Annotated in this window: 6 protein-coding genes; all 6 read right to left on the bottom strand. The window is 67.7% G+C overall.

Going from position 1 to position 13,253, the window contains the following annotated elements; genetic code table 11:
* Positions 1–18 precede the first annotated feature (18 nt).
* Positions 19–3,390: an arabinosyltransferase domain-containing protein gene (locus NN2_RS26360; protein ID WP_439955867.1), complete on the bottom strand. Its 3,372-nt coding sequence runs from the start codon at positions 3,388–3,390 to the stop codon at positions 19–21.
* 112 nt (positions 3,391–3,502) lie between these two features.
* Positions 3,503–6,754 carry an arabinosyltransferase domain-containing protein gene (locus tag NN2_RS26355; RefSeq protein ID WP_063016835.1) on the bottom strand — a complete coding sequence of 1,084 codons (3,252 nt, stop codon included), beginning with the start codon at positions 6,752–6,754 and terminating at the stop codon, positions 3,503–3,505.
* A gap of 50 nt (positions 6,755–6,804) precedes the next feature.
* Positions 6,805–8,658, bottom strand: a complete 1,854-nt coding sequence (locus tag NN2_RS26350) for a DUF6541 family protein (RefSeq protein WP_155525839.1) — start codon at positions 8,656–8,658, stop codon at positions 6,805–6,807.
* A gap of 173 nt (positions 8,659–8,831) precedes the next feature.
* Positions 8,832–10,796 carry a galactan 5-O-arabinofuranosyltransferase gene (locus NN2_RS26345; protein WP_063016833.1) on the bottom strand — a complete coding sequence of 655 codons (1,965 nt, stop codon included), beginning with the start codon at positions 10,794–10,796 and terminating at the stop codon, positions 8,832–8,834.
* A gap of 175 nt (positions 10,797–10,971) precedes the next feature.
* A complete protein-coding gene (gene dprE2, locus NN2_RS26340) occupies positions 10,972–11,733 on the bottom strand; it encodes a decaprenylphospho-beta-D-erythro-pentofuranosid-2-ulose 2-reductase (protein ID WP_063016831.1) in 762 nt (253 codons plus the stop codon).
* Complete coding sequence (dprE1, locus tag NN2_RS26335; protein ID WP_167356699.1) at positions 11,730–13,220, bottom strand: decaprenylphosphoryl-beta-D-ribose oxidase; 1,491 nt, start codon at positions 13,218–13,220, stop codon at positions 11,730–11,732. Before dprE1 ends, dprE2 begins: the two co-directional genes overlap by 4 nt.
* Between the last annotated feature and the right edge of the window lie 33 nt (positions 13,221–13,253).

Raw genomic sequence — 13,253 nt, 5'->3', positions numbered from 1 at the left:
GGTCGTATGCAGCGACGATCAGAACACGCGCAGCTGTCCCGGACTCCAGAATCCGGAGCGCGTCGCGGTGCCGGTGTCCACCTTCGCCGGTGTGGCATCGGTGTAGTACCGGTCGTAGCGCTCCAAGGTGCCCCAGTCACGAGCCCAGTTGTCCTTCAGATAGGTCGGGATCGTGGTGGAGCTCGCCAGCATCTGGGTGAAACCGAGCGGGCCGCCGAATTCCTCGGCCTGCCAGGTGTCGGTCGAGCTCACCGCGAGCGGGCGGTCGGGCAGGATGCGGTAGTTCGGCATGCTCGCCACGCCGTAACGGTGCGGGAACGGGTTCTGGCACGGGAACTGCAGGCCCACCGCCCAGTCCTCGAGCACCGGCTGCTCGGAGCCCAGGAAGTTGTTCAGCGTGACCATCTTCGGCACTCGCGGCGGTGTGAACGCCAGCCACTGGTCACCGATCAGCACATTGCGATTAGCCGAGATCCGCACCGCATCGGCGTCCGCGGCGATCTCCGACAGCGGAACGCGCAGGTTGCGCCACGACGGCGCCGGGCCGATATCGCGCGGGACGTAGCTGCCCTCGAATTTCACCGAACCGTCGGGCTGGCGTTTGCCGTACTCGAGCTTCAGGTCCTGGCCGTACTGCAGCGCCCCGGTCTGGTCGAAGGACAGGATGCGGCCGGCCGCGGAGATGACCACCAGCGGTGCATCGGCCGAGCGAGCGGGCAGTTCGTACCAGCTCGAGGTCAGATGCGCGGGCTGCTGCAGGCCCTGCTGATAGCTGCCCATCACCGGGGTCGCCTTCGGGTCGAGGCCGTAGGGCAGTGCCACCGTGGAGCCGTTGATCCCGGCCTCTTTCGAGGTGCCGCCGCCGGTGCCCGCGTTCTGTCCCTCGGCGAAGTTCGCGCCCACCGACTGGTTGGAGGTGTTACCGGTGCCCGGCTTCACCTCCACCGCATCGGCTTTCAGATCGGTCGGCACGCCGTTGGGATCGAAGCCGGTCGGGTCGACACCGGCCAGCGGATCGTTGTCCTTGGGCGGATGCGCGGGATCGATGATCGGATTCAACCGGCCCTGGTTCGGGTTCGACTCGACCAGAACGTCATCGGCGATTCCGCAGCGGTTGCCGTCGACCGCGTCGACGTTGCCGCGGGCCAGTGAGTAGGCCGGGTACTGGGTCACAGCGCCCTTGGCCAGCGACAGCACCTCGAACAACACCATCGCCGCGGCGACGAGCGTCAGCGGAATGGCCGCGAACCGGCGAATGCGCTTGCCGCGCGAGGATTTCGAACTCTCCGGCGGTTTGGCGTAACCCTCGCGCAGCGCCTGCCAGGCCACCACCGCGAGCGCGAGGCCGAACAGCACCAGCATCAGCGTGTTGGACTGGAAGCCGTGCAAGGAGACCGTCTTGTCGAACCACGGCACGCCGTAACTCGAGACGTACCAGTAGCCGTTGGTGCCGGAGAACGACAGCGCCAGAGCGAACAACAGAGCGGCCAGGAAGATCGAGCGGTTCTTGCGCGACCGCAGCGCCGTCGCCGAAACCGCGACCGCGGTCACCGCCGCGAGCGCACCCGCGATGCCCGCGTACGCGCCGAAGTGGTGGGTCCACTTGGTCGGGTTGAACATCATGAAGAAGATGGTTCCGCAGACCACCCCGATCAACCGCCAGGTCGGACCGCTGGAGATGCCGGGAATCTGCTTGCGCCGCAACAACACCAGGGCGGTGGTGATCAGGCACAGGATCATCACGATGAAGGCGAACCGGCGCGAGACCGAGCCGTCGACGGTCTGCACGAACAGGTAGTAGTAGCGCAGGTAGTCCTCGTACCAGGCCAGGTTCGGACCGGTGAGGCGCCGCACGCGGTTGGCCTCCTGGATCCCGGCGAAGGTCTGGTCGCTGTAGACGACGGTGAGCACCAGGAAACCGGCCGCCGCGATCGGCGCCAGCAACGGTAGTGAGGATACGAATCCCGAAGCGCGCCAGCCGCTACCGGCACGCGCCTGCAGGTCGCGCTTGCGGCGCACCACGATTCGAATCAGCGGCCGGATACCGGCGAGCAGGGCGGCCACACACATCAGGCCGGTCGGCGCCGCGGCGAGGGTGAACGCCGCGACCAGTACCGCGCCGGCGGCGGGCAACAGGCGTCCGGTGGCGATCGCGCGTTCGATGGACACCCAGGTCAGCAGCGCGCCCAGCGCGACGATCGGCTCCGAGCGCAGGCCGTTGTCGTAGGGCAGCCAGAAGGCGAGGAACACCAGCCCGCCGGTCCACAGCGCGACCTTCGAGGTCCGCACGCTGCGGCCCAGTCGTGGCACCACCTCGCGGCTGATCACCATCCAGCACAGGACTCCGCACAGCAGCGCGGGAATGCGCACCCACGGGCTGGCCGTGGAGATCTGCGCGAAGACCTGGATGACGTCGTAGTACCAGCCGAACGGCGCCTCCGGCACGCCGTACCAGCGGAAGTAGTTGGCCAGATAGCCCGCGTGCGGTGCCACTCGCACCATGGTCAGGATGTAGCCGTCGTCGGAGGTATTGGCGCCGATGAAGTGCCACACCAGCAGAATGCCCAGGACCGCGCCGTCGGCCCAGGTCGGCTTCAGCCAGTGCGCGGGGAAGAAGCGGCGGTGGCCGCGGCCGTCGCTGGTGTCGAGGCGGCCGAGTGCGGCCAGCGCGATGAGTGTGCACAGCACCGCGGCGATCATCGCGACCAGTTTGATCACGGTCGGCGAGGACGAGAAGCGGGAATCGACGGTCATGTGGAACGACAGCCCGGCCGGCGCCGCGCCCTTCAGATCCGAGAACACGCCGACCACCTGCGGCCGCAGATCACCCTGCAGGGCGCCGTCCACCGGCACGGTCACGGTTTCGGTGCCGCCGTCGGCGGTGGGCCGTTCGACCTGCTTGGTCAGGCCCTCGAAGTGGGCGTAGGTGCGGTCGATATCGGAGGTGATGGTGATGGCGGTGCAGCGCTCGAGCTCGCTGCGCTTCGCGGAGGCGACGATCGCGTTGCGGTCGACCACGTCGACCGAATCGCTGGTGACACGCACGAACATGCCCTCGAGCGCGGAGCGGTCGCCCTGCGGCGGCGCGGTGTTGAGCAGCATGCCGCCCTGGGGCAGCGCGGCCACCGTCGAACACGGGATGGATGCCCGCAGATCCACCGGGACCTGCGACATCAGCGGCGCCTCGACATTGCCGATGCTCCCGCCCTGCGGCCAGTTCACCTCGGCGGTGGTCTGCTGGACCGGCAGAAACGGGGTGGCGAGCGCGAAGATCGCGCCGAGCAGGCCGGCGATCACGGCGATCATCCGGGCGGTGCGGAAATCGCGCGACGTCACCGGTTGTTCGGCGACCGGCGGTTTGGTCAAGACAGCTGTTGCGGCGTCGGGCACGGATGGTGATGTTATCTGCCCACACTGAGAGTGACCGTGTTCACGGGAACGGTTCGGACCTATCGATTTTCCGAACCGTTGCCCGTACTTCCGCTACATACCGGTCGACCTGCTATTTCACTTTGATGGGCGCATCCTTGGCCCAGCCCCAGCGCGTCCGAACCGTCACCCCGACATCGGCCTGGCGCGCCTCCGGGACGTAGGGGGTGAACCGTTCCAGCGAACCCCAGTCGCGGCTCCAGTCGTCGTTCAGATAGGCGGGGATGGTCTGGGCCGACAGCAACAATCCGGTCCAGCCCAGTGGACCGCCGCCGATATCGTCCTGCCAGGCGTTGGAGGCGTCGGAACCGACCCGGTCCGGCAGGATGCGCCACTTCGGCACCTCGGCCACGCCGTCCTTGTGGTCGAACGGGCGCTGGCAGGGGAAGGCCAGGCCGACGTGCCAATCCTCGAGGACGGGATCGGTGTGTCCGACCACCGAATCGAGGGTGGCGAGCTTCGGCAGGCGTGGCGGTGTGACCGCGAGCCACTGCCGCGGCGTCAGATCGTTGGCGACCGCCACGATCCGCACCGCGTTGGTCCCGTCCGGAATGCGGTCCAGCGGCACCCGCATATTCCGCCACGACGGCGCGCCGCCGATATCCAGCGGCACGAACGAGCCCAGCGGCCGCACGGTGCCGTCGGCGGCGCGGTCGCCGAATTCGACGCGCAGATCCTGGCCGTAGGTGACCACGCCGTCGGCGTTCACCGATTTGATCCGTCCGGCCGCGGTGACCACCAGGACCTTGCGGTCCGGATCCTGGCGGGCGCCGGGCAGGTCCATCCGGTACCAGCCCGAGGTCAGATGCGCCTGCTGTTTGGTCCCGGTGGTGTAGCTGCCCAGCACCGGTGTGCGGGCCGGATCCAGACCGAACGGCAATGCGACGGTGCTGCCGTTGACGCCCGCCTGCTGTGTGGTGCCGCCGCCGGTGCCCGCGGTGGTGGTGCGGGTGGTCTTGTTCGCGGAATCGGCGTTGACCGAATTCGCGCCGCCGGTGGTCGTCTCCTCGGCGTCGGCGGTCAAGTCCTTGGCCACACCGTTCGGGTCGAAGCCCACACTGTCGGCGCCGAGCGCATCGGCCGCGGAACCGGAGTAGGGCTGCAGCAGGGAATCGGCGGTATCGGTTTCGGTGAGTACCGCGTCGGCCAGGGAGCAGGGATGTCCGCCCAGGGCACGGATATTCGACTTCGCGATGGAATAGGCCGGATATTGCGTAATCGCGCCCTTGCCGAGGGAGGCGACCTCGAACAGCACCATGACCGCGGCCGCGATGGTCAGCGGTTGCACCGCCCAGGTGTCGAACCGCCTGCGGCCCTCGGTCTTTCGATACGGCTCGCGATAGTACTGATACGCCGCCAGCAGCAGGCTCAGCACCGCGAGTCCGAGAAACAGCGTCGAGAGGCCCTTACCCGCGACCAGCGGCGCCTTGTCGTACCACGGCACACCGTAGCTGGAGACGTACCACCAGCCGTTGGATCCGGTGAACGTGATCGCCAGCAGGAAGAACACCGCGGCCGCGAACAGCGAGCGGTTGTAGCGGGCGCGAATTCCGTTGATACCCACCGCGACCGCGGTCAGCGCCGCGAGCGAACCGGCCAATCCGGCATAGACGCCGAAGTGGTGGGTCCACTTGGTGGGCGTGAACATCATCAGCAGCAGCGACATGAACACGATGCCGAGGATGCGGGCCGAAGGGCCCTTCGAGGTACCCGGAATGCGGCCGTTCTTGCGCAACATGACCAGAACGCACACCAGCAGGCACAGCAGCATGCCGAGAATGCCGAACCGGCGGGCCAGCGAGCCGTCCGGCGCCAGCATCAGCAGCGAATCCCAGCGGGTCCGCTCGTCGAACCAGGCCACATTCGGTCCGATGATCTTGCGGACCCGGGTCGCCTCCATCACCGAGGCCAGTGTCTGATCGGCGAAGACCACCACCAGGACCAGTGCTCCGGCGGCCGCGCCCGGTGCGAGCAGGGCGCCGTACCGCAGTACCGCCGCGCGGGCCGAACCGCCGCCGCGGGCGCGGGAGATGATGTGCTGCAGGACCGGTCGCGAGCCGGCGACCAGGGCGGCGATGCAGATCAGGCCGGTCGGCCCGGCGGCGAGCGAGAACGCCGCGATCAACACCGCGATCGCGGCGGGCAGCAGTCGTCCGGTCGCGATCGAGCGTTCGATCGAGCACCAGGTCAGCAGCGCGCCCAGGGCGATCAGCGGTTCCGGGCGCAGGCCGTTGTCGTAGGGCAGCCAGGCGACCAGGAACACCAGCCCCGCCGTCCACAGCGCCACGGTGTCGCGGCGGACGCGAGAACCCAGGCGCGGCAGCACTTCCCGGCTGATCACCAGCCAGCACAGCACGCCGGCCAGCAGGGCCGGCAACCGCATCCACCAACCGGTGTCGCTCACCCGGGTCATCCACGCCAGCACCTCGTACGGCCAGCCGAAGGGTGCCTCGGCCACTCCGAACCAGCGGTAGTAGTTGGCCATATAGCCCGAATGTTTCGACGCCCGGGCCATATTCAGGATGTAGCCGTCGTCGGAGGTGTTGGCGCCGATGATGTGCCAGACCACCAGGGTGCCCAGCACCACCACATCCGTGACGGTGACCCGCCACCAGTGGGCCGGCAGGAAGCGGCGCGGTCGTCGTCCGTCGGCGGTATCGATCAGGTGCAGGCAGATCAGTGCTATGAGGGTGAAGACGACCGCGCCGATGATCGCGGCCAGCTTCAGCGGGCTCGGCGTCGACGAGAAGCGCGAGTCGATGGCGGCGTGCAGGTGGGCGTCACCGAGCTGCGCTCGCGTCAGATCGGTGAAGACGCCGACGATTTGGGGTCGCACATCGCCGCCGACGGTATTGGTGAACGGTGTGCCGTCCTGCCGTGTCACACCGGTGAATTCGGCCGTCGTGGCCTGGGCCGTGGAGGTGACGACGAAGCGCGCGCAGCCACCCACCTCGGCCAGCGGCGCCGAGAGCAGCGGAATATCGCGCAGCAGCACCGAGAGTGTGCGCCCACCCGGCTCGTCGGTGACCTTGGCGATCAGACCCTTCGCAGAGGCATTGGGTGCGTCGGCGGGCACCGTGGACAAGACCGTGCCGCTGGGTAGTTCGCGTAGCGCGCTGCACGGCAGCGAGGCGTCGACGGTGAGCGGCACATACGACACCAGTGGCGCGTTCACCGGGACCGATTGCGGCTGCGGCCAATCCAGGCTCGCCCGGTCCTCCCGCACCGGTAGCAGCGGTGTGAGCACCGCGAGGGCGACGGCGATCAAGCCCGAAAGAAGGGCGATCACGCGGATGCGGGGAAACGCTGGAGAGTCTGCGCGCACCCAGCGATGCTAGGCGACCGGAGCGACGGGCCCGGAGGTGGCAGGGCGCATCACCGCAGTCCGCGCACATCCCAGACGACGACACCGTCGACCACCTGCCCCGGGATGCCGAGCAGCTGGTCGAGGGTCGCGCGGATCGCCCCGCCGTGTTCGGTGGGCGGCAGGACGACCACGTCGGCGTGCCAGTAGGCCAGATCGGTCAGCGCTTGCGCCCTCGCCCGGGAATCGACCGGCTGGATCCGATCGGTTTTCTGCGCCCGCATCAACAGCGTCGCGGTCGGCCGATCGTCGGGACCGTAGCGGCCCTTCTTGTCGGCCGTCGGCCCGACGAAATAGCCGCCCGCGAGCGGAAAGCCGAAATGGGCATCGACCTGCCAGTTCAGCGGCTGGGCGTCGAGCCGGGTCGGCGGCGGCGCGATGACGACCGAGCCGTCGCCGACATAGCGGCCGACCGTGCCGTCGGTGAAGAACCGCGGCGTCGGATCGCGATGGGTCACCGGCAGCACGGTGGGGACCAGCGGGACCAGTGCCAGCGCGACGGCGGTGAACCAGATCGCCGGCCGCAGGTCGTTCGTGCTGGTGCCGGCGTACTCGAGGATTCGCTGCGTCCCCAGCGCCAGGATCACCGCGAGCGCCGGAATCGCGGCCATGGTGAAACGCGTCTCCAGCACGGTGTTCAGCAGCGGCACGTGGTCGAGCCAGTGCCACGGGAGGGTGATCCCGGTATCGGACCTGCCGATTCGCAGCGATACGCCCAGCGACAGGACGCTGAACACGACGATCACCGTCGTGGCCGCGCGAATCGCCCGATAGTCGCGGTGGCGTGAGCGCCACAGCCAGACCGCGGTCACAGCGGTCGAGGCCAGCAGCGGCCAGCCGAAGAAGGCGTTCTCCTCGGTCGGATTGATCGCCGGGGTCTTGCCCGGGGCGAAGACCCCGCCCAGCGATTGCGAGGGAAATTCGACCAGCGCCTCGAGATCGTTGCCCATCGGCCCGTGATCGATGGACCGGTAACTCTGCGGCCCGAAGAACTGCCACCACAGCGGAATCGCCGTGGCGGCCACCGTGATCACCGCGGCCAGCGCCAGGGTCGGCGTCACGGCACGTACCACCCGCAGCCCGGTCCGAGGTTCGTGCAGGTAGTAGACGAGGGCGTACAGGCCGAAGCCCAGGGCGAAGATCAGCAGCGGCTCCTCGCCGAGCGCGATCTGCAGCGCGACCAGAACCGCGAGCACCACGGCCTCTCGCATTTGCCGCGCCCGGCTCACCGTTTCGTCGGACGCGGCCCGGCGCGCCATCCGGACGAGCAGGATCGCGAGCACCGGCAGGATCGCCAGACCGACGAAATTGGGGTGGGCGTTGGCATGCGAGATCATCGCGGGTGCGAAGCCGCAGAACGCGCCGCCCAGGGCGGCGGCGAAACGGGATCGCACCAACTCCCGCGAGAATAGCCAGTACCAGGCGAAACCGGTTCCGGCGAGACCCAGGGTGAGCACGAGCGCGAAGGTGACGGTCGGGCCGAACAGCACGGTCACCGGCGTCAACGGAATCCCGACGCCGAACATGGCGGTATTGGCCATCATGTTCACGCCGTCGGGATAGTTCTGCAGATTCGTGCCCAGCGGGTTGTGCCGATGGATCACCGCATGTGCGGTTTCGGCGAAGAACCACTCCCACATCGACTGGTCCTGGCCACTCTTCACCAGGTATCCGTGCGCGGTGTCGCGCCACTGCCCGGACAGTACGTACACAGCGGCAGTGAGATAGAGGACGGCGACCGCAAGATCTGCGCGGGACGCGAGCAGCCGGTCGAGCAGCCGCGCGCCCCGGGAGGGTCTGTCCGCGGGTCTCGGCTCCGGCGACGTGCGCAGCTCGTGCCCCTCGGACAGAACGGCCGCGCTCACCCCCGGACGCTGTGACTCGTCGGGAACCGCTGGCCCGCCCTGCACCACTGGTAAAACACTCCTTCGGCCGACAATCAGCCACCCACCGTACCCATCCGGAGTGAGGTGGCGCCGGGTGCGCGTTGGTTATCCACAGGAACGGGGAAATTCCACAGCGTTATCCACAGTGCGGGTCAGGAGCGCACGACCAGGGTGAACGGCCCGATATCCGTGATCCGGAAATGCGGATCGGCGAAGAGCCTCCCCGGGAATTCGATGGTGTAGCGGCGCACGTTGGGGTCGTTGGGATAGACGTCCTCGGCCAGGCGCAGGGTGTAGTTCTCGCCGCTGCGGCGGAACAGGAAGGCGTCCGGCGCGCGCCACGGAGAGTGGTTCAGCGCGTCGATCAACTCGGCCGGTGATTTCAGCTCGCTCCAGCGCTTGATCTCGGCGGCCCGGGCCGGGAAATCGGCGAGCGGGTTGGCGTAATGCGAGGTCAGGGCCTGGAAACCGAAATACGGATAGTAGGACAGGAAGCTCGTGTCGGCGGTGAGGAGCACCGTCTCGTCGCGCGGCCGCCCGGTCTGCTCGGTGAGGACCTGGTCGATGTGGCCGTAATGCGACACCGCCGAGGGGCTGCGCTTGTCCGCTCGTACCCCGTTGCCGTCGGTGTCGGTGTAGGCGGTGGTGATCTCGGCATTCAGGATGCCGGGAATGCTCTGTGTGAAGGCCAGCGCACCGAGGACCGCCACCACCGCGGTTGCCGCCCGGAATCGTCGCGGTTCGTCGAGGGCTTGGTACACGGCTCGTGTGCCCTCGACGAATCCGAACGCTCCCGCCGCGGCCAGCAGCACCTGCAGGATGGGTTCCAACCGGAAGGCCAGCCCCGTCGTACCGGCGGCCGTGACCAGCATGGAGGCCAGCGACCACAGATAGATCGCGACCACCGAGATGGCGAGTGCCTGGGCCCGTCGCGAACTCGCGGCCCGCACCACCAGCCAGAGGGTGCCGAGCAGGCAGAGGGCACCGAGCAGCGGTTCGGAGAAGTCGAACATCGGGAACGCCAGGCGCGAACCGGATTCCGGCAGGTAGTGCAGGGCCGTATTGGATTCCGGCGGATGCCCGGTCAGCACCTTCGCCAGATACGGGGCCCAGACGATCAGGGCCAGGATCGCGGCGATCACGCCCATGACGATCAGCCGCAGCAGAATCGGCCACAGCAGGCGGAAGAGGCCCAGCCGCGGAGCGCGCGGCTGATGTACCGCGATCTCGCGCTGCTGCCACCACAGGGTTGCCCAGGCGACGAGACCCATCAGGACCACGGTGAAGACCGCGACCACGAAGAACAGCGTGTAGAACATCGCCGACAGTCCGAGGAACGCCCCCGCTCCGAGCGCCGCGCCCCAGCCGCCCGCGGTGCGCGGCTCGCCGGCCGGGCTCCCCGTCGCCCCGAATTCGGCGGGTCGATACAGCGCACCCCACGCCAGCACCATCGCCGGCGCGAACAGGATCACCAGCACGGCGCTGTAGGCCTCGGGGGAGGCGAACGCCACCATCACCGCGGTGGTCGTCGCCGCGACCGCGACCGCCCAATCCCAGCGAATCAGCTTGGACCACAACACGAGTGCCAGCACCGACGCCACCGCCAGCGACACGATCGCATAAGGCTTGAACGTCTCCCACCCGGCCAGGCCGAGCAGATTCGCGACCCGTCCGCCGATCCAGAACCAGCCGGCGGGGTAGTACGCCGGAATGTCGGCGTAGGTCATATCGTGCAGCGCGGCGGTATCGGTGAGGCGCGTCAGATATTCGGTGCGGAATTCCTGATCCACCGAAATGCCGAACAGATACAGCTTGGTCGCCGCGAGCGGCATTCCCAGCGTTACCGTGACGAAGGCGGAAATACCCGCCCAGGACAGCACTTTCGCCACCCACGGCCACCGGCGCATCCGGATCAGCACGATGGCGAGCACCAGCAGCACCGCCGCACCCGCCTGCCCCACGGTGGTCAGCGCGCGAGTCACATTGGAGGAGTTGAACGCCGGCCACTGCACCGCCGACATCGCCGTCAGCCCGATCGCCGCCACCAGCGCGGCGACCACCGCCCCGACGACAGCTTCCCCGAGCCCGCCCCCGACCTGCCGGACTAGTACGCGCACAGTGCCTCCGGATCCTCTCTCGCCGCCGATCTGCCCGCGAGCCTACAAGCCGGGTGGAACCGGTTCGCGTCGGCGCGATGCTCGCGCTGTGCCGGCGGCCGTCCTCGTGAAACGACGAAGGAGAGCCGGCGCTCGGTAGCGGCGACTCTCCTTCGCGGCTCGAAATCGAACCGATCTAGATGGGAAGTCTGCGGAAGATCGGGCGCGGAACGTGGCGCAGGATCATCATGACCCAGCGGAACGTACCCGGCGCCCAGACCAGTTCCTTACCCTTCTCGGACGCCGAAACCGCAAGCACCGCAACGTCTTCCTTGTTCACCGTGAGCGGCGCCTCGGCGACGTGCGCGGAGAACTGGGTGCGCACCTGGCCCGGCCGCACCACGGTGACGCGCGGGCCGTGCGGGCGCAGCGCCTCGCCCAGGCCGAGATAGAACCCGTCCAGACCGGCCTTGGTGGAGCCGTAGACGAAGTTGGCGCGCTTGACGCGCTCACCGGCCACCGAGGACATGACGATGATCCGCCCGAAGCCCTGGGCCTTCATCTTCTCGCCGACGAGCACGCCGACCGATACGCCCGCGGTGTAGTTGACCTCGGCGACCCGCACGGCCTTGAGCTGGTTCTGCCACAGCTCCTCGGCGTCGCCGTCGAGCGCGAAGGCGACGATCGCGACATCGATATCGCCGTCGGCCCAGGCCTGTTCGATCACCTTGGGGTGGCTGCCGGTGTCCAGCGCGTCGAAGTCGACGATCTCGACCTTCGACGCGCCCGCGGCCTCCAACTGAGCGACCGACTGCGCGCGCAACGGATCGTTCGGCAGCGCCGCGAGCACCACTCGCGCCGGACCCTTCTTCAAGTACTCCTCGACGATCGCGCGGCCGATCTCCGAGGTGCCGCCCAAAAGCAGAATGTTCTGCGGGTTACCTACCGCGTTGATCACTGCAGCTCCAGCCTTCTCGCCATATCGGACATGAAAACGCCTGTGGGATCGACACTTCGGCGGACCTTGATCCACTCGTCGATCTTGGGATACATCTTGTGGAAGGTCTCCGCGGTGGTCCGGGAGTCCTTCGCCGTGTAGAGGCGACCGCCGAATTCCAGGACGCGACGGTCCAATTCGGTGACCAGCTCGTTGAGGCCCGGACGCACGGGGAAGTCGACGCAGATGTTCCAGCCCTCCATGGGGAAGCTCAGCGGCGCCTGGTTGCCCGGCCCGAAGAACTTCAGCACATTGAGCGCCGAGTAGTGACCGGAACGCTGGATGTCGACGATGATCTTGGTGAATTCGTCCAGCGCCTCGGGCGGCAGGACGAACTGATACTGGATGAAACCGGCCGATCCGTAGGCCCGATTCCACTCCGAGACCACGTCCAGCATGTGATAGAACTGCGTCAAGTTCATGATCTTGCCGGTGTAGTTGCCGCCGAGCGCGTAGTACGCCTCGCCGACCATGCCGAGCGTGAGCTTGTTGGCCGCGAAACTCGGGAAGATGTTCGGCACCGTCAGCAGATTCGGCGCGTCGAACTTCAGCGGATTGGCGCGCAGCTTCTTCGGCAGTTCGTCCAACTTGGCCAGTCGGCCGCGAGAAACGTTGGCGCGCCCCAGCTTCGGCGGTGCGCTGATCACGTCGAACCAGGTCGAGGAGTAGGTGTAGTTCTCCTCGGAGCCGTCCTTGTGTACGGCGATGGTCTCGTCCAGCGTCGTGGTCTTGATGCCGTCGGCGATGAAGTAGGCCGTCTCGGTCGGCGTCATCTCGATCGTGGCGCGCAGGATGATGCCGGTCAGGCCGTTGCCGCCGACGGTCGCCCAGAACAGCTTGGCGTTCTTCTTGGGACCGATGTGCTGAATCTTGCCGTCGGCGGTCAGCAGGTCGATCGAACGCACGTGGTTGCCGAAGCTGCCGGCGCTGTGGTGGTTCTTGCCGTGGATATCGGAGGCGATGGCGCCGCCGACGGTCACCTGCCGGGTGCCGGGCAGGACCGGAACCCACAGGCCGAACGGGAGCGCGGCCTTCATCAGCTGATCGAGGCTGACGCCCGCATCCACATCGACCAGGTGGCTGTCACGGTCGATCCGGTGGATGTTGTTCAGCGCCGACATGTCGATGACGAGGCCGCCACCGTTCTGCGCATGGTCACCGTAGGACCGGCCGAGCCCGCGCGCGATCACGCCGCGTCGCAGGTACGCCGGCTTGGACTCGTTGTCCTCCGCGACCATGGCCACGGCCTTGGCGATCAGTTCCGGATCGCCGGTCGAGAGCACTTCGGAGGTGGAGGGAGCGGTACGACCCCATCCGGTCAGTCGACGGGTATGCGTCGGCAGCGAAAAGCTGTCGGCGGAGCCGTTGCTGCTTGCCTGTGACGCCTCGCCGTCGCCCGCGGAGTTCGCAGGACCCGCGGCGGTGGAGGTCTGAGCTTTCGTGGACATCGGCATAGAGGCTACAGGTATGGCCGGGGCAGG

This window comes from Nocardia nova NBRC 15556, assembly GCF_001613005.1.
Lineage (GTDB): Bacteria > Actinomycetota > Actinomycetes > Mycobacteriales > Mycobacteriaceae > Nocardia > Nocardia nova.
Note: the sequence above shows the minus strand (reverse complement) of the source record. Positions and strands in the feature narration are given on the sequence as shown.